Annotated in this window: 21 protein-coding genes; 9 read left to right on the top strand and 12 right to left on the bottom strand. The window is 70.7% G+C overall.

The features are described from left to right. The 6 genes from ABD973_RS15030 to ABD973_RS15005 form a co-directional block, all read right to left on the bottom strand. On the bottom strand, positions 1–1,419 hold the full coding sequence (locus ABD973_RS15030) for an ATP-binding protein (RefSeq protein ID WP_125604423.1): 1,419 nt from the start codon (positions 1,417–1,419) through the stop codon (positions 1–3). A gap of 18 nt (positions 1,420–1,437) precedes the next feature. Next, positions 1,438–2,997 carry an SCO6880 family protein gene (locus ABD973_RS15025; RefSeq protein ID WP_125821843.1) on the bottom strand — a complete coding sequence of 520 codons (1,560 nt, stop codon included), beginning with the start codon at positions 2,995–2,997 and terminating at the stop codon, positions 1,438–1,440. Then, positions 2,994–4,346, bottom strand: coding sequence for a hypothetical protein (locus ABD973_RS15020; protein WP_345500301.1), 1,353 nt, complete (start codon positions 4,344–4,346; stop codon positions 2,994–2,996). Before ABD973_RS15020 ends, ABD973_RS15025 begins: the two co-directional genes overlap by 4 nt. Then, positions 4,336–5,169 carry a DUF8175 domain-containg protein gene (locus tag ABD973_RS15015; protein WP_345500299.1) on the bottom strand — a complete coding sequence of 278 codons (834 nt, stop codon included), beginning with the start codon at positions 5,167–5,169 and terminating at the stop codon, positions 4,336–4,338. Before ABD973_RS15015 ends, ABD973_RS15020 begins: the two co-directional genes overlap by 11 nt. Before the next feature lie 102 nt (positions 5,170–5,271). Continuing rightward, positions 5,272–5,580: a hypothetical protein gene (locus ABD973_RS15010; protein WP_008742356.1), complete on the bottom strand. Its 309-nt coding sequence runs from the start codon at positions 5,578–5,580 to the stop codon at positions 5,272–5,274. Positions 5,581–5,959: 379 nt separating this feature from the next. Then, positions 5,960–6,775: a pentapeptide repeat-containing protein gene (locus tag ABD973_RS15005; protein WP_125821845.1), complete on the bottom strand. Its 816-nt coding sequence runs from the start codon at positions 6,773–6,775 to the stop codon at positions 5,960–5,962. A gap of 68 nt (positions 6,776–6,843) precedes the next feature. Between ABD973_RS15005 and ABD973_RS15000 the strand changes: the two genes are divergently transcribed. The 5 genes from ABD973_RS15000 to ABD973_RS14980 all read left to right on the top strand — a co-directional run bounded on the left by ABD973_RS15000 (position 6,844) and on the right by ABD973_RS14980 (position 12,103). Further along, a complete protein-coding gene (locus ABD973_RS15000) occupies positions 6,844–7,452 on the top strand; it encodes a LysE family translocator (RefSeq protein ID WP_125821846.1) in 609 nt (202 codons plus the stop codon). 85 nt (positions 7,453–7,537) lie between these two features. Further along, positions 7,538–8,329 (top strand): thioesterase family protein, encoded by a 792-nt coding sequence (locus tag ABD973_RS14995; RefSeq protein WP_125821847.1) that lies wholly within the window; start codon positions 7,538–7,540, stop codon positions 8,327–8,329. An 81-nt stretch (positions 8,330–8,410) separates the two neighbouring features. Further along, positions 8,411–10,120: a serine/threonine-protein kinase gene (locus ABD973_RS14990; protein WP_345500294.1), complete on the top strand. Its 1,710-nt coding sequence runs from the start codon at positions 8,411–8,413 to the stop codon at positions 10,118–10,120. A gap of 61 nt (positions 10,121–10,181) precedes the next feature. After that, positions 10,182–11,204 (top strand): C40 family peptidase, encoded by a 1,023-nt coding sequence (locus ABD973_RS14985; RefSeq protein ID WP_345500293.1) that lies wholly within the window; start codon positions 10,182–10,184, stop codon positions 11,202–11,204. Between the two features lie 203 nt (positions 11,205–11,407). Then, complete coding sequence (locus tag ABD973_RS14980) at positions 11,408–12,103, top strand: phosphatase PAP2 family protein (protein WP_125821850.1); 696 nt, start codon at positions 11,408–11,410, stop codon at positions 12,101–12,103. Between the two features lie 116 nt (positions 12,104–12,219). On the opposite strand, the gene ABD973_RS14975 is transcribed toward ABD973_RS14980, so the two are convergent. Next, positions 12,220–12,462 carry a hypothetical protein gene (locus ABD973_RS14975; protein WP_125595604.1) on the bottom strand — a complete coding sequence of 81 codons (243 nt, stop codon included), beginning with the start codon at positions 12,460–12,462 and terminating at the stop codon, positions 12,220–12,222. A gap of 433 nt (positions 12,463–12,895) precedes the next feature. On the opposite strand from ABD973_RS14975, the gene ABD973_RS14970 reads away from it, so the two are divergent. Together ABD973_RS14970 and ABD973_RS14965 are read left to right on the top strand one after the other, a co-directional pair. Then, positions 12,896–13,798, top strand: coding sequence for an SCO4651 family lipoprotein (locus ABD973_RS14970; RefSeq protein ID WP_386382231.1), 903 nt, complete (start codon positions 12,896–12,898; stop codon positions 13,796–13,798). A 147-nt stretch (positions 13,799–13,945) separates the two neighbouring features. Next, positions 13,946–14,098: a hypothetical protein gene (locus ABD973_RS14965; protein WP_241253640.1), complete on the top strand. Its 153-nt coding sequence runs from the start codon at positions 13,946–13,948 to the stop codon at positions 14,096–14,098. A gap of 67 nt (positions 14,099–14,165) precedes the next feature. Here ABD973_RS14965 and ABD973_RS14960 read toward each other — a convergent pair whose 3' ends face one another. Beyond that, positions 14,166–14,480, bottom strand: coding sequence for a metal-sensitive transcriptional regulator (locus ABD973_RS14960; RefSeq protein ID WP_042801353.1), 315 nt, complete (start codon positions 14,478–14,480; stop codon positions 14,166–14,168). Positions 14,481–14,673: 193 nt separating this feature from the next. Here ABD973_RS14960 and ABD973_RS14955 point away from each other — a divergent pair, with 193 nt between their 5' ends. Together ABD973_RS14955 and ABD973_RS14950 are read left to right on the top strand one after the other, a co-directional pair. Next, positions 14,674–15,294, top strand: a complete 621-nt coding sequence (locus ABD973_RS14955) for a DUF47 domain-containing protein (protein WP_007265452.1) — start codon at positions 14,674–14,676, stop codon at positions 15,292–15,294. A gap of 5 nt (positions 15,295–15,299) precedes the next feature. Next, complete coding sequence (locus ABD973_RS14950; RefSeq protein ID WP_007265453.1) at positions 15,300–16,298, top strand: inorganic phosphate transporter; 999 nt, start codon at positions 15,300–15,302, stop codon at positions 16,296–16,298. A gap of 239 nt (positions 16,299–16,537) precedes the next feature. Here the strand turns inward: ABD973_RS14950 and pstB are convergent, their stop codons facing one another. From pstB to pstS, 4 genes are all read right to left on the bottom strand, one after another. After that, the gene (pstB, locus tag ABD973_RS14945; RefSeq protein ID WP_125595607.1) at positions 16,538–17,314 is read right to left on the bottom strand and encodes a phosphate ABC transporter ATP-binding protein PstB; all 777 of its coding nucleotides are present in this window, start codon (positions 17,312–17,314) and stop codon (positions 16,538–16,540) included. A gap of 29 nt (positions 17,315–17,343) precedes the next feature. Further along, positions 17,344–18,426, bottom strand: a complete 1,083-nt coding sequence (gene pstA / locus ABD973_RS14940) for a phosphate ABC transporter permease PstA (protein WP_125821852.1) — start codon at positions 18,424–18,426, stop codon at positions 17,344–17,346. Then, on the bottom strand, positions 18,426–19,415 hold the full coding sequence (gene pstC, locus ABD973_RS14935) for a phosphate ABC transporter permease subunit PstC (protein WP_125595611.1): 990 nt from the start codon (positions 19,413–19,415) through the stop codon (positions 18,426–18,428). Before pstC ends, pstA begins: the two co-directional genes overlap by 1 nt. Positions 19,416–19,540: 125 nt before the next feature. Next, complete coding sequence (gene pstS / locus ABD973_RS14930) at positions 19,541–20,680, bottom strand: phosphate ABC transporter substrate-binding protein PstS (protein WP_125595613.1); 1,140 nt, start codon at positions 20,678–20,680, stop codon at positions 19,541–19,543. Between the last annotated feature and the right edge of the window lie 300 nt (positions 20,681–20,980).

Here is a 20,980-nt window from a genome sequence, read left to right as displayed (position 1 = left end):
TCAGGCCACCGTGGTCGCTGATCCGGGGCCGGAGCCCCGCTGGCGTTCGATGTACAGGGCTCGTTCCTCCGCTTCGAGTTCGGCGGCCAGCAGGTCGTCGGGGAGCTGCTGGGGGGTGGAGGACTCGGTCATCGCGCGGTCGGTGTAGACGAGGGGGCGTTCGGTTTCGGTGATCAGGTGTTTGACGACCTGGACGTTGCCGTTGACGTCCCAGACGGCGATGCCGGGGGTGAGGGTCGGGATGATTTCGACGGCCCAGCGGGGCAGGCCGAGGACGCGGCCGGTGGCGCGGGCCTCGTCGGCCTTCTGGGCGTAGATGGTGCGTGTGGAGGCCATTTTGAGGATGGCGGCGGCCTCGCGTGCGGCGGCGCCGTCGACGACGTCGGAGAGGTGGTGGACGACGGCGACGAAGGACAGGCCGAGGCGGCGGCCGAACTTCAGGAGGCGCTGGAAGAGCTGGGCGACGAAGGGGCTGTTGATGATGTGCCAGGCCTCTTCGACGAGGAAGATGCGCTTCTTGCGGTCCGGCCGGATCCAGGTGTGTTCCAGCCACACGCCGACGATCGCCATGAGGATGGGCATGGCGATGGAGTTGCGGTCGATGTGGGAGAGGTCGAAGACGATCAGGGGGGCGTCGAGGTCGATGCCGACGGTCGTGGGGCCGTCGAACATGCCGCGCAGGTCGCCGTCGACGAGGCGGTCGAGGACGAGGGCCACGTCGAGGCCCCAGGCCCGGACGTCGTCTATGTCGACGTTCATGGCCTGGGCCGATTCGGCTTCGGGGTGGCGGAGCTGGTCGACGATGTCGGTGAGGACGGGCTGGCGGTCCGTGATGGTGTCGACGACGTAGGCGTGGGCGACCTTGAGGGCGAAGCCGGAGCGTTCGTCGAGGCCGTGGCCCATGGCGACTTCGATGATGGTGCGGAGCAGCGCGAGCTGTCCGGTCGTGGTGATCGCCGGGTCGAGGGGGTTGAGGCGGATCCCGTCGTCGTTGGCGGCGATGGGGTCCAGGCGGATGGGGGTTATCCCCAGCTGCTGGGCGATGAGGTTCCATTCGCCGACGCCGTCCTCGCCCTGGGCGTCGAGGACGACGACCTGACGGTCGCGGAAGCGGAGCTGGCGCAGGACGTAGGTCTTCTCCAGGGCTGATTTTCCGTTGCCGGATTCGCCGAGGACGAGCCAGTGGGGGGCCGGGAGCTGTTGGCCGTAGAGCTGGAAGGGGTCGTAGATGTAGCCCTTGCCGCTGTAGACCTCGCGGCCGATGATGACGCCGGAGTCGCCGAGGCCGGGGGCGGCGGTGGGCAGGTAGACGGCCTGGGCCTGGCCGGTGGAGGTGCGTACGGGCAGGCGGGTGGTCTCGACCTTGCCGAAGAGGAAGCTGGTGAAGGCGTCCGTCAGCGCGGACATGGGATCTCGCATGGCGGCTATTCCCTCCAGCTAGCGTCGGATGCCGGTGGCGAACGGCAAGGTGTTGACGAAGGCGCGGTGGTGCTCGCGGTCGCACCATTCGAGCTTCAGGTAGGACTTGCCGGCGGAGGCGCGGATGGTGCGCTTGTCGCGGGCGAGGGCTTCGGGTGAACGCGAGGACACCGTGATGTACCCGACGAGGTTGACTCCGGCAGCGCCGCTGGCGAGATCTTCACCCCTCTGGTCGAGGCGGCCGTGGGCGGCGATGTCGCGGGGGTCGACGGTGCGGTTCATCTTGGCGGCGCGGGAGGCGTCGGCTTCGTCGTTGGTCTTCTCGGTGAGCATGCGCTCGATGGCGACCTCGGTGGGTTCGAGGTCCATGGTGACGGCGACGGTGCGGATGACGTCCGGGGTGTGGACGAGGAGGGGGGCGAGGAAGTTCACGCCGACGGGGGTCATCGGCCACTCCTTGACCCAGGCGGTGGCGTGGCACCAGGGGGCTCGGGTGGAGGATTCGCGGGTCTTGGCCTGGAGGTAGGTGGGCTCCACGGCGTCGAGTTCCGCCGGCCAGGCGTTGCGCTTGGTCATGGCCTGGATGTGGTCGATCGGGTGGTCCGGATCGTACATGGAGTGCACGAGGGAGGACAGGCGTCCCTGGCCGAGGGGCTGGCGGACGCGGATGTCGGCTTCGGCGAGGCGGGCGCAGATGTCGGTGAGCTCGCGGGCCATGACGATGGCGAGGCCGGCGTCGCGGTCGAGTTTGCGGCCCTTGGTGCTGCCGGCGCGGGCGATGGTGTTGGCCTCGGCGGCGAGCTCGCGGGTGTAGTGCATGCAGGCGACGAGGTAGGCGCGGTGCTGCTCCGAGGAGGTGGAGACCATCGACTGGAGCTGGTCGTAGGAGTCGCGCAGCCAGGTGGGGGCCGTGGCGTTTCCGCGCTGGGCGACGTCCTTGGCGTGGGCGTCGGGGTCGGCGGGGAGGGTGCGGGCGAGCATCTGGAGGCGGGTGACGAAGCCGTCGCCGTTGGCGACGTGCTTGAGGAGGGTGCCGAAGCGGTCGACGAGGGCTTCCTGGTCCTCGCTGTCGCGCAGGCCTACGCCGGGGCCCTCGATCTCGATGGCGGCCGTGACGGTTCTGCGGTCGGCGTGGAGGAGGACGGCGATCTCGTCGGGGCCGAAGGGGGCGGCGAGCCAGTTGATGCGGCCGATACCGGGGGGCGGGCCGATCTCGACCTCGCGGCCGTCGGCGGCGCGGGTGCCGGCCTCCATGGCGGAGGAGCGGTAGGTGGTGCCGCGGCGCAGGGTGCGCTTGTAGCTGCGGGTGATCTCGAACCACCGGTAGAAGGTGCGGCCCTTGTAGGGGACGTACACGGCGGCGAGGGCGAGCAGCGGGAAGCCGGCGAGGCTCACGATGCGGAGGGTGAGGTCGGGGACGAGCAGGCCGCTCATCATGCCGAAGAAGGCGCCGGTGATGATCAGGGCGATTTCGCCGGTTTCGCGGTTCTTGCCGACGATCGCGTTCGGCCGGGCGCGGCCGATGAGATACGTGCGGCGGGGCGCGACCGGGTGGAGCTGGTGGGACTGGGTCGTCAACGCCCGTCACCTCCTGTGTTCCTCGTACTCGAGCCAGTGCGGGGCGGGGGCGTGGCGGAGGGGACACTTCCGCCGGTGGTCCCGCTGCCGGAGCGGCGGCTGCTGTGGGCGGCCATGCCTCCGGAGATCTGGTTGGCGTCGCCGCCGCCGGAGCCGCCGCCGGCGCGGTGGGCGCCGCCGCGGCTGCTGTGGGTCTTGATGCCCTGGGAGACGAGGGAGGCCGGGGAGCTGATGACGGCTGCGGCCTGGGCGCCGTCGGTGGCCTGTTTGCGGTTGGAGCGGGCGGAGGCGATCTCGTCGCCGAAGCCGGGGACGAAGCGGTAGATCATCGCGGAGGCGAAGATCGCCAGGAGGATGATGGCGAGGCCGGAGACGACGGCGGAGAAGGCGTTGGGGCCCTTGTCGCCGGCGAGGGCGCCGGCGAGGCCGAGGACGATCACGATGACCGGTTTCACGAGGGTGACGGCGATCATGATGCCGGCCCAGCGGCGGACGTGGCCCCACATGTTGCGGTCGACGAGTCCGGCGTAGACGACGGTGCCGAGGAGGGCGCCGACGTAGAGCAGGGCGGCGCGGATGACGAGCTCCAGCCAGAGGACGCCGGCGGCGAGGACGGTGACGAGGGCGACGACGATCAGCATGATCGGGCCGCCGCCGATGTCGTCGCCCTTTTTGAGGGCCTCGGAGAAGGAGCCGAAGAAGACGTCGGTCTGGCTGCCGGTGGCGGAGGCGATGACCTCGGTGATGCCGTCGGTGGCGGAGACGACGGTGTAGAGGATCAGCGGGGTGAAGGCGGAGGCGAGGACGGTCAGCCAGAGGAAGCCGATGGCTTCGGAGAGGGCGGTGCTGAGGGGGACGCCGCGGATGGCGCGCTTGGCGACGGCCAGCAGCCACAGGACGAGGGTCAGGACGGTGGAGGCGGCGAAGACGACGGCGTACTGCTGGAGGAAGGCGGGGTTGGTGAAGTCGACGTTGGCGGTGGACTTCACGGCTTCGCTGAGCTTGCCCACGATCCAGGCGGCGGCGTCGGCGCAGCCCTTGGCGAGGGAGGCCAGGGGGTTGATGGCGTCGCCCGCGCCGTCACTGGGGGCCAGTCCGGAGCCCGTTCCCCTGCCGGTGCCCTTGTCTGCTTCGCAGTACTGCTTGGCGGGACCGTCGAGCAGGGCGCACGGGTCGTTGCTCGCCTGGGGGCTGGGAGTGCCCGTGGGGGCGGGGGTGCCCGTGGGTGTGCCGGAGGGAGGGGGTGTGGTGTTGGGGGACGGGGCGGCGTAGGCGCGTGTGGTCAGGGAGACGAGGGCGAGGTGCACGGTAGCGATCACGCCCAGCCTGCGCGGGAAGCTAGCGGGCATAGGTGAAGCCTCCGAACTCCTTGATGGCCTTGCTCATGTCGTCAGACGTCGAGACGGGGACATCGCCGGGAACCGGGGCGGGTCCGTCCTGCTGTGTGTCGTTGACGACCTTCCAGTCGTCGGCCACCCAGCTGAGTTCGAAGGTCCAGGTCTTCCAGGTGGTCCGGACCGGATCGGTGGACTTCTCGCCGGACATGCCGATCACACCCGTGTACCAGACCGCGATCTTTGCCGAGGTGGGGCTGTAGTTCTCGACGCGGGTGCCGATCGGGATGGTGCGGGTCACGAAGGTGTTGCCCTGGGGTGGGGCACCGTTCGAGTCGAGCCCGAGCCGGGCGAGGAAGGCCGGCCCGTAGGCGGCGTCCTGAGGCCCCTTCAGGGCGGCCGCCGCCTGGGGCGCGTAAATGCCGTCCACGAGGACGTGCCGGGTGTTCTTGTTGAACATGCCGTCGGAGCCCAGGGCTACCGCGTAGTTGGCGGCTGCCGATTGGGCGCCCTGTTCGTCGTGGGCGAAGCCCTTGGGGATGCCGGCCGTTTTGGTGGTGACCGGGGCGGTGCCCGTGGGGGCCGTCGAGGTGGTGGTCGGGGCCTTGTCGGAGGTGGTGGTGTCCGGGGTGTCGCCCGAGCGGTTCGCGAAGGCGATGGCGGCGAGGAGCAGGACGACCACCCCGACCACGGTGATCAGGCCGCGGGAGGGGCGGGGGGTGCGGCGGGGGCCGCCGTACGGGTCGGAGGGCGGGTCGGGGAGCCGGGTGCGGGTCTGGCCGGTGCCGCCGACCTCGGCGTGGCCGGTGCCGCCGCCGTACTGGTCGTCGTTGCTCATTGCGTGTCCGCCCCCTCCGCGTCGTACGACGGTAGCGCTCGTTCCCGCTCAGGCGCGGTGTGGTGATTCCTCATCAGGGTGCGGCCGGGCGCTGCGGTCCGGCTAGACGGCCATCCCGTAGACGATCGTGAAGAGGGTGCCGAGGGAGCCGATGATGAAGACTCCGGTGAGGCCGGCCACGATCAGGCCCTTGCCCTGTTCCGCGCTGAAGGTGTCGCGCAGGGCGGTCGCGCCGATGCGCTGCTTGGCCGCGCCCCAGATGGCGATGCCGAGGCAGAGGAGGATCGCGACGGCCATGACCACCTCGATCATGACCTTCGCCTCGTTGCCGAGGCTGCCGAACGGCCCCCAGTTCGGGGCGATTCCGCCGATGATGGTGGTGATGTCGCCCTTTTCAGCTGCCAGGATCATGTAACTCACCGCCCCTGTATGGGTAGTTCCGGTAGCCCGTGCCCGGTGGCAGGGGTCACGCCCTATCTTCGCTGATGAAACCGGCGGCGTCGCCGACTTGGCCGGTCTCTTTACCCGTTCTCTCGGCCCGCGCCCCGTATGCGCACCCTGAGCAGGTCACTCTGTGTATCACGGGGGGTGACCCCGGGCAATGATTGTCGGCCCGGGGTGCGCGGGGCCGTGTGAGGGGCGGCCGTTCGGGCTAATGGGGGGAGGGCGGGGCAGCGGGGGAGCGTACGGAGGCTTGAGGGGCGCACGGGTGTCGGGCGGGCGCCGCTGGGGTGGGGGGTGGGGGCGGGCCGAGACGGGCCGTTTCGGGTCTCCCGTCGGTGACGGGGTGTTACGCGGCCCAGTGCGCGGGGCGGTTGAGGTGCGGGGGGATGCGGGTCTCGGGGGTGCCCCGGGCGGCGTTGACCTGGGCCTGGGTGAGGAAGAGGGTGTCGCGCAGGTCGGCTCCGCGCAGGTCGGCGTCGCGGAGGTCCGCGCCGATCAGGTCGGCTCCGCGCAGGTCGGCGCGGCTGAGGTCGGCGGCGATCAGGTAGGCGCCGCGGAGGTTGGCTCCGCGCAGGTCGGCGCCGGAGAGGCGGGCGCCCATGAGGTCGGCGCCGCGGTGGTTCTTCTTGCGGCCGGGGGTCTTGGCGCGGACCAGCTCGCTCGTCTCGAGGAGGAGGGCGTTGACCTCCTGGCGCAGGGCCGGGACGTCGAGGGCGGTGAGGGTGGCGGCGTCGGCGCGGGTGAGGGCCTCGGTCTTGGCGAGGGCGGTGCGCAGGGCGGGGTGGAGGGTGGCGGCCGCGGGGCGGGTGAGGGCTTCGGCGGTGTAGAAGAGCAGCTCGTGGAGCTGCCGCATGACGGGGAAGGCCTCGAACACGGCCTCGCGGGTCTCGGGGTGGGTGCGCCAGTCGCGGCCCTCGAAGGTGACCTGGGAGATCTGCTGCCCCGCGCCGAAGCAGTCGAAGACGGTGCAGCCCTGGAAGCCCTGGTCGCGCAGCCGGGTGTGGATGCCGCAGCGGAAGTCCTGCCGGAGGTTCTTGCAGGGGGTGCCGGCGGGCTTGTTCACGGCGAAGTCGGCGGACTTGGCGAAGGGCAGGGCGACGCAGCACAGGGCGAAGCAGTTCGAGCAGTCGGCCTGGAGCAGGGGCAGCGGGGTGGTGGACACCCCTCCATTGTCCCCGGATCTCCGGAGTCCCTTGATCCGGGCGGAGGGGGCGGGGGAGCATCGCGTGCATGACAGAAGTGATCGCAGTTGCCGTCATCACCCTGCTCGCCGTGATCAGTCCCGGTGCGGACTTCGCGATGGTGGTCAGGAACAGTTATCTGTACGGGCGGCCCACGGGTCTGTTCGCGGCCGCGGGGGTCGCGGCCGGGGTGCTCGTACACGTGTCGTACACGATGCTCGGGGTGGGTCTGCTGATCGCCTCGTCGACCGCCCTGTTCACGGCGATCAAGCTGGCGGGCGCGGTGTACCTGGTGTGGATCGGGATCCGTACGTTCCGGGCGCGGGCGGAGCTGACGGTGGACCTGGAGTCGGGGCCGGGGCTGACGCGGGTGGGGGCGCTGCGGTCGGGGTTCTTGACCAATGTGCTGAATCCGAAGACGACGCTGTTCGTGGTGTCGACGTTCACGCAGGTGGTGAACCCGGGGACGTCGGGGTGGCAGCAGGCGGGGTACGGGCTGTTCATGGCGGCGGCGCACCTGGTGTGGTTCGGGGCGGTGGCGTTGTTCTTCTCCAACTCGCGGCTGCGGGAGCGGATGCTGAAGGCGCAGAAGGCGCTGAACCGGGCGATCGGGTCGGTGCTGGTGGGGCTGGGGGTGGGGCTGGGCTTCGCGCGCTGAGCGGGCGCGCGGGCCGGAGGGGTGGCGGGGTGGCGGGGGTGCAGGGCCTGGCGCGTCGGGTTACCTGTGGGTAGCGTGCGGCGGCATGGATGCTGAGGACGGGTTCTACGAGCGGCTCGGCGAAGGGCGCTTCCTGGCCACCGCGGCGACGCGCGGGCCGTGGGACGCGGGCTCCCAGCACGCCGGGCCGCCGGCCGCCCTGCTCGGGCGGGCCGTCGAGGAGCGGCCGGGGGCGCGGGCCGACATGCGGATCGCCCGCATCACGTACGAGATCCTGCGCCCGGTGCCGATCGGGGAGCTGGAGGTGACCACCTCGGTGCTGCGGGCCGGGCGCGGCACGGAGGTGGTCGAGGCGGCGCTGGCCCCGGCGGGCGGGGCGCCGGTGATGCTGGCGCGGGCGCTGCGGATCCGGGTGGCCGGGGAGCCGGTGCCGGCGGTGGTCCCGGCGGCGGTGGTGCCGCCGCCGGGGGAGGTGGGGGTGACGCCGTTCTTCCCCGTGCCGTGGGAGACGGGCTACCACTCCTCGGTGGAGGCCCGGTTCACGGAGGGGGCCTTCGTCGAGCCGGGGCCGGGGACCTGCTGGATGCGGATGCGGGTGCCGTTGGTGGCGGGCGAGGAGGTGCGGCCGCTGGACCGGGTGCTGGTGGCGGCCGATTCGGGGAACGGGATCAGCGCGGTGATGGACTTCGGCCGGTTCGTCTTCGTCAACGGCGACCTCACCGTCCACCTGCACCGCCACCCGGTGGGGGAGTGGGTGTGCGTGGAGGCCCGTACGAGCGTGGACGCGGCCGGGATCGGCCTCGCGGACTCCCGCCTGCACGACGAGAAGGGGCCGATCGGGCGGGGGGCGCAGAGCCTCTTCGTGGCCGGGCGCTGAGCTCTTGCCCCGGCCGGCCGTACGTGTCGCGGGGTCAACCCCCGTTCTGCTGACCGTAGTCGGTATGGCAGGCTCGGGCGGATGGAGGCGCTCAGGGACACCGATCCCGCTTGTATAGGCAGTCACGCCCTGCTGGCCCGGCTCGGGGCCGGTGGGATGGGACAGGTCTACCTCGGGCGGTCGCCCGGTGGGCGGCTCGTGGCCGTCAAGGTGGTGCGCGAGGAGATCACCGGGCATCCGGAGGCGCTGGCCCGTTTCCGGCGGGAGGCCCATACGGTGAGGGCCGTGCGGTCGGCGTACACGGCCAACCTGATCGACGCCTCGCTGGAGACGGCCCCGTTCTGGCTGGCCACCGAGTACGTGGCGGGCCCTACGCTCGGCAACGCGATCGGCGCGCGTGGTGCGTTGCCCGCGCAGACGTGCCGGCGTCTGGGAGCGGCCTTGGCCGAGGGCCTGGCGAGCGTGCACGCGTACGGGGTCACGCACCGGGACCTGAAGCCGCAGAATGTGATCCTCGGTGCGCAGGGCCCCCAGCTGATCGACTTCGGCATCGCGCGCGGGGTCGGCGCGACGGCCCTGACGCAGGACGGTCAGGCGCCGGGCACCCCCGGGTACACCGCCCCGGAGGTGCTGCTCGGGGGCGAGGCCGCAGCTGCGGCCGATGTGTTCGCGCTCGGCGCGACGCTCGCGTACGCGGCCACTGGCCGGCCGCCGTTCGGGACCGGGGTGGCCTCGACCGTGGGCTACCGGGCGGTGCACGAGCCGGTCGACGTGGCCGGTGTGGAGCCGGGTCTTGCGGCGCTGATCGAGGCCTGCGTGGCGAAGGATCCTGCGGCCAGGCCGGATCCCGCGGAGGTCATACGGCGGTGCGGAGTGCGGGACGCGCTCGTGGACGACCCCGCGTACACGGCGCTGCTGGCACTCGGGGAGCCGGTGCCGCTGCACGAGATGCGTACGCAGGGGCCGGGGTACCCGTACGTGCCGACGCAGGCCGCAGTCCCGGCGGCAGCGCGTCGCGAGGGTCGTCCCGCGGTGTGGGCCGCCGCGGGCGTGGCGGTGCTCGCCGCGCTGTCGCTGGCCGCGTGGAAGCTGCTACCGCTCGGCGGGGCCGGCGGCCCGGGGGATCAGGCCCGGGGAGGCCCCACGGGCGTCACGGGCTCGCCCGCGCAGAGCGGGGCGGCCCCGGCCTCCGGTGGAGCGTCCACGCCCGGTGCTTCCACGGCGGGTGCGTCCACACCCGGTGCGCCTTCGCCCGGCGCGCCCAAGTCTCCGGCCGAGTACATCGAGGGCAACCAGATCTCGCACTACTTCTGGCATCCTTCCGCGGATCCGGCCCTGGCCGCCCACGGCGTGGGCCAGTGCAACACTGCGGTGGACCAGAAGCCGCCGGGTGCCGACATGCAGACGTCCGCCAAGGTCACGGGCGGTTCGGTGACCATCGAGATGCGGATCAAGTACGCGGAGATGAGCCCGGTCAAGCACGAGCCGTACTACGTGTCGGTGGCCGTCAGAGCCCCCCATGACCTGGATGTGTCGGGCAAGCCGTTCAAGGTCGACAACAAGGCGGTGGGGTTCACGAGCAAGCCGGTCGACATCTACGGCAAGTGGCCTTCCAGCGAGTTCCTGACCCTCAAGTACCCGGACGACTTCGCGGAGCACCTGGACGGCAAGACGTACCCCGCCGTGCCCCTGACGAATGACCCGGGGGACTGGACGCTGGTCTTCTACCACGTCGAGGATGACCCCAAGAAGTACGTGAGCATCAACTGCTCGGGCTTCCGAGTGGGGTAGTCCGGTCAACGACACGCGCGGTTCGTCCGCGAAAGTGGATGGGATGGGGGAGTGTTGACGGATGCGCAGATTCTGGATGGTCGGGGGAATCGGGGTCGGACTCTGTCTGGGCTTCCTCGTGCTCATCGTGGTGGGGACGTACTCGGCCGCTGCCGGTCTCGTGGGCGGTGCGGGGGGCGGCAGGGCGCTCGGCCTCGCCAAGGGTGCCGTGCCCCAGCAGTACCAGGGCCTCGTGCAGAAGTGGGGCACCCTGTGTCCTGCGCTCACCCCCGCGTTGCTGGCCGCTCAGCTCTACTCGGAGAGCGGCTGGGACCCGCGTGCGGTCAGTCCTGCGGATGCGCGCGGGATCGCGCAGTTCATCCCGGGTACCTGGGCCGGCCACGGCATCGACGGTGACGGCGACGGGGACCGGGACATCTGGGACCCCAACGACGCGATCCCGTCGGCGGCCTCGTACGACTGCCAACTCGCCAAGGAAGTCGCCGGTGTTCCGGGTGACGCCACATCGAACATGTTCGCGGCCTACAACGCGGGCGCGTACGCGGTCATCAAGTACGGCGGGGTCCCTCCGTACAAGGAGACCCAGGGGTACGTGAAGTCGATCACCGGCCTGGCGAAGAGTTTCGAACGGCCCGTCGGCCGGGTGGCGCCCGCGCAGCAGGCTGCCGGGGCCGTGTACTTCGCGCAGAAGCAGCTCGGGACGCCGTATCTGTGGGGTGGGGACGGGACGGCCGCGGACAACGGGCGGTTCGACTGTTCCGGGCTGACCAAGGCGGCGTACGAGAGCGTCGGCATCGAGCTGCCGCGTGTCGCGAACGACCAGTACAACGCCGGGTCGCATCCGTCGCGCGCCGAACTCCTTCCCGGTGATCTGGTGTTCTTCTCCGATGATCTGACGAACTCTCGGGCAATCCGGCACGTCGGGCTCTACGTCGGCGGCGGCTACATGATCAACGCGCCGTTCACCGGCGCGGTCATCCGTTTCGACAAGATCGACACGCCCGACTACTTCGGCGCGACCCGCGTGACCAAGGAGGGGGCCGAGGCCCTTCCGGAGCGATCGGGGTCAACTTCCAAGCCCTAGCGACTCTCTGTGAAGCGCAGGCCCTGAGCTGCGGCGATGAGTCTCTCTTGGATAACGTTGGAGTGATCATTCGGTGGAGAGTGGAACGTCCCAGGCAGAACGGGCGTTCCATGAGCACGGGGGGTCGTTCGGCTGGGGGGCTGAAGGGGGCGCACACCGTCGTGCGCCCGCAGGGGACCTACGCAGGCAAGGGGCCGTGGCACATGGCTGGACTCACGACCGGTGGGCCGAACGTGGATGTCAGCCTGCTGTACGGGATCAACTCCCTCTCCCGGCACGCCCCCGGCTGGTTCGACCGGGCCGTGGCCTTCGCCGGGTCGTACGGGCTCCCGCTGGCCATGGTCCTGCTCGTGCTGTGGTGCTGGCGCGGCGCCAGGCGGCAGGACGAGACGACCGCCGCCGAGTCGTTCGCCGCGCTCGTGTGGGCCCCGCTCGCCGCCGCCGTGGCCCTCCTCGTGAACGTCCCGCTGCGCGGATTCGTCGCCCGGCCGCGGCCGTTCCTCCAGCACGACGGCATCGAAGTGCTCGGCGGCGCGGGCGCCCCCGGCTCCGGGTTCTCCTTCGTCAGCGACCACGCCACGCTCGGCATGGCCCTCGCCGTCGGGGTGTTCCTCGTCAACCGCCGGCTCGGGCTCGTCGGGATCGGGCTGGCGCTCGCCGAGGGGATGTGCCGGGTCTACCTCGGCGTCCACTACCCCACCGACGTCATCGGCGGCTTCGCCCTCGGCACCGCCGTCGTCCTGCTCCTCGCCCCGCTCGCCATGGCGGCGCTCGCCCCCGTCGTCAGGGCCGTCGCCCGCTCGGCCCGGTTCGGAGTGCTCGTACGGGCCCGCGAGCGCGTCGTGGCCCGGCCCGTCGAGCTGGCGCAGCGGCCGGCCGAGAGCGACCTCGCGGCGTAGGCCGTGTCGAGCCGGAGCCGGCTACGGGCTCCAGAGCGCCAGCAGGAGCGCCACCAGCAGGCACAGGGCCGCCGCGGCGAAGCACAGCCGCACCGCCGTCGGCCGGGAGCGCGGGGTCACTGCTCGCCGCCCCCGCCGCGCCCGCCCCGATGCTCCGTCCCCCTGCCGTCGCGGCGGTAGCGGGAACGCAGCCACAGCCCGGTCGCCACGGCGGCCGCGGTGGTGAGCCCGACGGCCAGCGCCACGTCGGCCGGCCCGTCCGCCGAGCCCACCGGGCGGGCCCAGGCGGCCGCGGCCGGGGTGAGCACGAGCAGCAACGCCCAGCAGAGGGCGGCGAGGGAGCGTGCGGTACCTGGCATGGAACCAGCGCAACCGCTACCCGGGCCCCCGGCCAGCCGGGACGTCCGAACGGAGGAAACGGAAGAAGAGGGTCAGCCCGCGGTGTGTCTGCCGGCGTCCCTGCGGGCCAGGTCACGGGAGCGGCGGGCCGGCCCCGTCCAGCCGCAGCTGCACACGGCCAGGCAGAACGAGCCGCGTTCCGCGGTGCTGGTGGAGTGGCCGACGGGCGGCCGAGCCGGTTCCGCGTGGTCTCGCGGGTCGGGCACAACGGTAAACGGAGCGACCGGGGTCGCCTTGGTGTGCGGGTCCACCCCTCCACGGTACCGGGGCCCGACCGCAGCCGGTACGGCCCCCGGAACCCGGCGGCCCGTTACGGGAAACCCCGGACCTCGTTAACCGGAGCGGGTGGGGGCCTCGGGCAAACAGCGGTCACGCGTTGGGGGTTGGCAGGCGATGGTGGTGCACCAGCACAGGCGACCGAGAAGGCGTGCGGGTGAGGCGGTGGTCGCCGTCTGTGCGGCCCTGGCCGTGGCGGCGCTCAGCGCGTGCGGCGCGGCGAGCGGCACGGGCACCGACGGCGGCAGCGGCCCGGCCGGCGGCAGCGGCCCCGGCGGCGGGAGCGCGAAGGGCGCCCGTGACGACCGGCCGCCGGGAGACCCGGCCGCCGCGGTGCGCGGGGCCGCCGACGCGCTGACCGCCGCCGGGAGCGCGCAGACCCGTACGGCCATGGAGATGGCCACCGGCGGCACCCGGGTGACCATCCGGGGCGAGGGCGGGGTCGACTTCCGCAAGCGGATGGGCCAGCTGCTGGTGATGCTCCCCGCCGACGTGAAGGGGCAGCCCGAGCACCGGCCCATCACCGAGCTGCTCGTCCCCGGCGCGCTCTACATGAAGAACCGGGGCGCCGGAGTCCCCGACGACAAGTGGGTCCGGCTCGACACCACCACCCTCTCCGACGGGAACCTCGTCACCGGCGGCGCCACCGACCCGGTGGCCGCGGCCGAGCTGCTGCGGGGCGCGCAGGAGGTCACGTACGTCGGCGAGACCGACCTGGCCGGCACCAAGGTGCGCCACTACCGGGGTACGACGGACATCGCGCGGGCCGCGCAGAGCGCCTCCCCGGGCGTCAAGGGGGCCCTGGAGGCGGCGGCGAAAGGGTTCAGCAAGGACAGCGTCCCCTTCGACGCCTACCTCGACGAGGAGGGGCGGCTGCGCAAGGTCCGGCACCGCTTCACCTACGTCAAGAATGGCGTGATCGATGTCTCCTCGACCACGCTGCTCTACGGTTTCGGGACTCCGGTGACCGTCGTATTGCCCCCAAGCGGGGACATTTACGCCGGGAAGATCGCCGAGTAGCCGTCCGGGCGGTCCGAAGCGGTGCCTCCGGGCCATGGCGCCGCTATCCGGAAATGGTCCATCCGTGTCATGCGCGGAACGGGGCCCGCTCCCTAGGCTGGGATGCCGAGCGCCGACGGGCGAGGACGGCAGAGAGAGGTGACACGCGTGACTCCCGCAGGCGGCATGTCGGTGCAGGACCACGTGGCGCTCGCCGAGATCGAGCTGTGCGGCGAACTGATCATCGCGGCCTCGGCGGCGGCCGAGGACCGGCTGAGCCAGGACCGGATCGACGAAGTGCTGATGAGCGTCTGCCCGTAGCCGCGGTGGCCTGCGGGGCCGCGCCCCCGGACGGTGTCCGGGGGGCCGGCGCGGGCGGGGCCGGTCGTCAGCTGCGCAGCAGGCGGGCGATGGCCTTGGTGGCCTCCTCGACCTTCGCGTCGATCTCGGTGCCGCCTTTGACCGCGGCGTCCGCGACGCAGTGGCGCAGGTGCTCCTCCAGTAGCTGGAGGGCGAAGGACTGGAGGGCCTTCGTACTGGCCGAGACCTGCGTGAGTATGTCGATGCAGTACACGTCCTCGTCGACGAGGCGCTGGAGGCCGCGGATCTGGCCCTCGATCCGGCGCAGTCGCTTGAGGTGCTCGTCCTTCTGGTGGTGGTAGCCGTGGACGGCTCCGGAGCCCTCCGCCTCGATGGTGGTCATCGGTCCTCCCGTGGTCCGGAAAGAGGGGTTATACCCCTCATGGGTATAGGGTACTTCGCCCAGGCCGGGGGGACAGGGGTCCGTGACGCCCACTCTGCCTGATGGAGGACACTGGGGAACGGCCGGTTAGCCGTGGCCGGGGGATGCGCCTAGCATCAGCCTGACCGAATCCAATGCACCCCGAGGACCTCACGTGCGATTTCGTCTGACCCCCAGGGAGACGAGCTTCTACGACATGTTCGCCGCATCCGCGGACAACATCGTCACGGGCTCCAAGCTCCTGATGGAACTGCTCGGAGCGGATCCCTCCGCCCGGGCCGAGATCGCGGAGCGGATGCGGGCGGCGGAGCACGCGGGCGACGACGCCACTCACGCGATCTTCCACCAGCTGAACTCGTCCTTCATCACGCCGTTCGACCGCGAGGACATCTACAGCCTCGCCTCGTCGCTCGACGACATCATGGACTTCATGGAGGAAGCGGTCGACCTGGTCGTCCTCTACAACGTGGAGGAGCTGCCCAAGGGCGTCGAGCAGCAGATCGAGGTGCTGGCGCGGGCGGCCGAGCTGACCGCCGAGGCCATGCCGCACCTGCGGACGATGGAGAACCTCACCGAGTACTGGATCGAGGTCAACCGCCTCGAGAACCAGGCCGACCAGATCCACCGCAAGCTGCTCGCCCAGCTCTTCAACGGCAAGTACGACGCCATCGAGGTGCTGAAGCTCAAGCAGATCGTCGACGTCCTCGAAGAGGCCGCCGACGCGTTCGAGCACGTCGCGAACACGGTGGAGACCATCGCCGTCAAGGAGTCCTGAACCTCGTGGACACCTTTGCGCTGGTCGTGACCATCGGTGTCGCGCTCGGCTTCACATATACGAACGGCTTCCACGACTCGGCGAACGCCATCGCCACCTCCGTCTCGACGCGGGCCCTGACGCCGCGCGCGGCGCTGGCGATGGCCGCCGTGATGAACCTGGCCGGTGCCTTCCTCGGCAGCGGGGTGGCCAAGACGGTCAGTGAGGGCCTGATCGAGACGCCGCACGGCAACAAGGGCATGTGGATCCTGTTCGCGGCCCTGATCGGCGCGATCGTCTGGAACCTGATCACCTGGTACTTCGGGCTGCCCTCGTCCTCCTCGCACGCGCTGTTCGGCGGCATGGTGGGCGCGGCGCTGGCCGGCGGGACCGAGGTGATCTGGTCGGGCGTGGTCGAGAAGGTCGTCATCCCGATGTTCGTCTCGCCCGTCGTCGGCCTGGTGGTCGGCTACCTGGTGATGGTCGTCATCCTGTGGATGTTCCGGCGGGCCAACCCGCACAAGGCCAAGCGCGGCTTCCGTATCGCGCAGACGGTCTCGGCGGCGGGCATGGCGCTCGGCCACGGTCTGCAGGACGCGCAGAAGACGATGGGCATCGTGGTGATGGCCCTGGTCATCGCGGACGTGTCGGCGGCCGGCGACCCGATCCCGGTGTGGGTGAAGATCGCCTGTGCCGTGATGCTGTCGCTGGGTACGTACGCGGGCGGCTGGCGCATCATGCGTACGCTCGGCCGCAAGATCATCGAGCTGGACCCGCCGCAGGGCTTCGCGGCGGAGACCACCGGTGCCTCGATCATGTTCGGCTCGGCGTTCCTCTTCCACGCGCCGATCTCCACCACCCACGTGATCACCTCGGCGATCATGGGCGTGGGCGCGACCAAGCGGGTGAACGCGGTCCGCTGGGGCGTCGCCAAGAACATCATCCTCGGCTGGTTCATCACCATGCCGGCGGCCGCGCTGGTGGCGGCGGTCAGCTTCTGGATCGTGAACCTGGCGTTCGTCTAGCCGGAGCCGGCTTCCCCTGCTGGGGGTCCGGGGGTCATCCCCCGGGGGATGCAGTATCACCATGCCGGCGGCCGCGCTGGTGGCGGCGGTCAGCTTCTGGATCGTGAACCTGGCGTTCGTCTGAGCGCGGACGTGAAAGCGGGCCGGCTCCCCCCACCCAGGGGGAGCCGGCCCTTTTCTTTCGCCCTGCGGTGGCACCGCCATGCAGCACCGCAGGACGTTCAGGCGGGGTCCGGCGTCTAGCCGAAGCGGCCCGAGATGTAGTCCTCGGTCGCCTGGACGGACGGGTTGGAGAAGATCCGGTCCGTGTCGTCGATCTCGATCAGCTTTCCGGGCTGGCCGACGGCGGCGAGGTTGAAGAAGGCGGTGCGGTCGGAGACGCGGGCCGCCTGCTGCATGTTGTGCGTCACGATGACGATCGTGAAGCGCTCCTTCAGCTCCCCGATCAGGTCCTCGATGGCGAGGGTGGAGATCGGGTCGAGGGCGGAGCAGGGCTCGTCCATCAGCAGGACCTGCGGCTCGACCGCGATGGCGCGGGCGATGCACAGACGCTGCTGCTGGCCGCCGGAGAGGCCGGAGCCCGGCTTGTTCAGGCGGTCCTTGACCTCGTTCCAGAGGTTGGCGCCCTTGAGGGACCGCTCCACGATGTCCGCGAGCTCGGACTTCTTGTAGCTGCCGTTCAGGCGCAGGCCCGCCGCCACGTTGTCGAAGATCGACATGGTGGGGAAGGGGTTCGGGCGCTGGAAGACCATGCCGACCGTGCGGCGGACCGCGACCGGGTCGACGCCGGCGCCGTACAGGTTCTCGTCGTCCAGCAGAACCTTGCCCTCGACGCGGCCGCCGGGGGTGACCTCGTGCATGCGGTTCAGGGTGCGCAGGAAGGTGGACTTGCCGCAGCCGGAGGGGCCGATGAAGGCCGTCACGGAGCGGGGTTCCACGGTCATCGAGATGTCGTCGATGGCCTTGTGGGTGCCGTAGAAGGCGGAGAGGCCGCTGACGTCGATTCGCTTGGCCATGAGGGTCACTTCGCTTTCATTCGGTCGCGTCAGCGACCGGTCTTCGGGGCCTTCCAGCGGGCTATGCCGCGGGCCACCAGATTGAGGATCATGACGAAGGCGATCAGGACGAGCGCCGCGGCCCATGCCCGGTCGTAGGAGGCTTCACTGCCGACCTTGTACTGCTCCCAGATGTAGAGGGGGAGCGAGGACTGGGCGCCTTCGAAGGGGTTGCCGTTGATCAGCTGGGTGCCGAAGACCAGCAGCATGATCGGCGCGGTCTCGCCGGCGATGCGGGCGATGGCGAGCATGACGCCGGTGGCGATGCCGCCGATGGCGGTGGGGAGCACGACCTTGAGGATCACGCGCCACTTCGGCACGCCGAGGGCGAGGGCGGCCTCGCGCAGCTCGTTCGGGACGAGCTTGAGCATCTCCTCGGTGGAGCGGACCACGACGGGCATCATCAGGATCGACAGGGCCATCGAGCCGGCGAAGCCGGAGGGGCCGAAGCCGAGCGCCAGGTTCCAGGTCGTGAGGATGAACAGGCCCGCGACGATGGAGGGGATGCCGGTCATGACGTCGACGAAGAAGGTCACGGCCTTGGCGAGGCGGCCCTTGCCGTACTCGACCAGGTAGACGGCGGTCAGCAGGCCGATGGGCGCGGCGATCAGGGTGGCCAGGGCGACCTGCTCGATGGTGCCGAGCAGCGCGTGGTAGACGCCGCCGCCCTCCTCGAAGCTGGTGACGCCGTTCATCGAGTGGCTGAGGAAGTCGCCGTCGAGGGCCTTGATGCCGCGGCTGATCGTGGTCCAGATCAGCGAGAGCAGCGGGATGACCGCGAGGACGAAGCAGACCCACACGAGGGAGGTCGCGACGCGGTCCTTGGCCTGGCGGCGGTTCTCGACGACCGAGCTGGCGACGTACGTGATCGCGACGAACAGCAGCGCCGAGATCAGGCCCCACTGGACCTTGCTGTGCAGGTCGGCGACGGCGCCGGTGCCGCAGCCGAGGGCGACCGAGAGGGCCGCGATGCCGGCCGGGGCCCAGCGGGGCAGGCCGCCGCGGGTCAGGCCGGCGGGGGAGGAGGACTTGCGGGCCCCGACGGGGCGCGGGTCCTGGAGTGCGTGGCTCATCAGGCGTTCGCCCCCGAGAAGTCCTTGCGACGGGCGATGATCAGGCGGGCTGCGCCGTTGACCAGCAGGGTGAGCAGGAAGAGGACCAGGCCGGAGGCGATGAGCGCGTCACGGCCGAACTCGTTGGCCTCGTCGAACTTCGCGGCGATGTTCTGCGCGAAGGTGCCGCCGCCGGGGTTCAGGACGTGCAGGGAGATCAGGAAGCTGGGGGAGAGGACGGTGGCCACGGCCATGGTCTCGCCGAGCGCGCGGCCGAGGCCGAGCATCGAGGCGGAGATGACGCCGGAGCGGCCGAAGGGCAGCACCGACATGCGGATGACCTCCCAGCGGGTCGCGCCGAGGGCCAGGGCGGCTTCCTCGTTCATGCGCGGGACCTGGAGGAAGACCTCGCGGCTGACGCTGGTCACGATCGGCAGGATCATGATCGCGAGCAGGATGCCGACGGTGAAGAGCGAGCGGGCGACGCCGACCTGGGTCTTGTCGAAGACGTAGGTCCAGCCGAGGTACTCGTCGAGCCAGAGGTTCAGCCCGTTCAGCTGCGGCACCAGGAAGAGGGCGCCCCAGATGCCGTAGATGATCGACGGCACGGCGGCCAGCAGGTCGACCACGTACGCGAGGGGCGCGGCCAGCTTGCGCGGCGCGTAGTGCGAGATGAACAGGGCGATGCCGACGGCGATCGGGACGGCGATGGCCATCGCGATGACCGAGCTGACGACGGTGCCGAAGAGCAGGACGGCGATGCCGAAGACGGGCGGGTTGGCCGACGCGTTCCAGTCGAGGGTGGTGAGGAAGTTGCCCTCGTTCTTCGACAGCGCGATCGAGGCGCGATAGGTGAGGAAGACGGCGATCGACGCCATGATCACCAGGAGCAGGACGCCGGAGCCCTTGGAGAGGCCGGCGAAGATCTTGTCACCGGCACGGCCGGTGGACCTCGCGCTCCTGGAGACCGGCGGAGCCGGTTCTATGTGCGTGGGTGTGGTGGAAGCCATGGTCTTTCCGGTCTGTGTGGGGGGCGGGCCCCCTGGCGGCGGTGCACCGGATTTCCCCCGGGTGGAGGGGGAGGGTCCCGGGTCCCGGGCCGATCAGCGGATCGGCCCGGGCCGGGAGGGTGTGGCTAGGCCAGCGACTTGATGGCTTCGCGGACCTTGGTGTTGATCTCGGCCGGGATCGGCGCGTAGCCGTTCTCGGTGAGGACCTTCTGGCCCGCGTCCGAGGCGGTGTACTCGAGGAAGGACTTCACGGTGCCGAGGGTCTCGGCCTTGTTGCCCTTGTCGCAGACGACCTCGTAGGTGACCAGGACGATCGGGTACGCGCCCTCGGCCTTGGTGGTGTAGTCGAGCTTCAGGGCCAGGTCGGAGCCGGTGCCGGCGACCTTGGCGGCGGCGATGGCCTTGGAGGCGTTCTCCGGGGTGGCCTTGACCGGGGCGCCGGCGCCGGTGTTGACGTCGACGGTCTTGATGCTCTGCGAGGTGGCGTAGGAGAGCTCGAAGTAGCCGATCGCGCCGTCGACGGCCTTGACCTGGGAGGCGACACCGGCGGAGCCGGACGCGGCCTGGCCACCGGGGGCCGGCCACTTCTTCGCGGCGTCGTAGGTCCAGGCGTCGGGGGCGGCGGCCTTGAGGTACTTGCCGAGGTTCTCGGTGGTGCCGGAGTCCTCGGAGCGGTGGAAGGCCTGGATGGCGGTGGAGGGGAGCGTGACGCCGGGGTTCAGCTTCTTGATCGCCTCGTCGTCCCACTTCTTGATCTTGTCGTTGAAGATGTTCGCGAGGGTCGCGGCGTCCAGGTTCAGCTTGTCCACGCCGGAGACGTTGAAGCCGATGGCGATGGGGCCGCCGACCATCGGCAGGTTGATGCCCTGGCCGCCGGTGCAGACCTTCTTCGAGTCCTCGACCTGCTCGGGCTTCAGCGCCGAGTCCGAGCCGGCGAAACCTACGGTGCCCTGGTTGAAGGCGACGATGCCCTCGCCGGAGGAGGAGGACTTGTAGTTCACCTCGACGCCGGAGCAGGCGGCCATGTAGTTCTTCACCCAGAGGTCCACCGCGTTCTTCTGCGCGGAGGAGCCGGAGGCGAGGAGCTTGCCCTTGGCGCCTTCGCACTTGATGTCGCCGGGCGCCGGGGCCGAGGCCTTGGTGGTGCCGTCGGCGCCGGTCTTCGTGTTGTCGTCCGAGCCGCACGCCGTGAGGACCAGGGCGCCGGACACGACGAGGGCCCCGAGGGCGGAGGCACGAAGCCGGTTCTTGCGCTGAAGCTTCACTTTCGGGTGTTCCTTCCGAGGGGCCGCCGGCCGCTTTCTGTTTCGGGGCGGCGTGCGAAGAGGACTACGGGCTGCTGTGGTGCGGCGCCGTGTTTTCCCGATCGGCTCGCACCGTGCGCTACCGAAATTAGGCAGAACAGGTGAAGCGGTCGACCGCGCTTGGTGAACGGGGGGTGAACCATGGCGGACGGCCCGGTGCGGATGGGGTGGTTTGTACCTGGGCGCAATCGGGCGTTATCCGCCCGTTATGCCGCTGTTACCCTCTCGGGGCCGTTGCCCTGGCCGTTGCCCTGGCCGGGC

It is taken from the genome of Streptomyces racemochromogenes (assembly GCF_039535215.1).
Classification (GTDB): Bacteria; Actinomycetota; Actinomycetes; order Streptomycetales; family Streptomycetaceae; genus Streptomyces; species Streptomyces racemochromogenes.
Note: the sequence above shows the minus strand (reverse complement) of the source record. Positions and strands in the feature narration are given on the sequence as shown.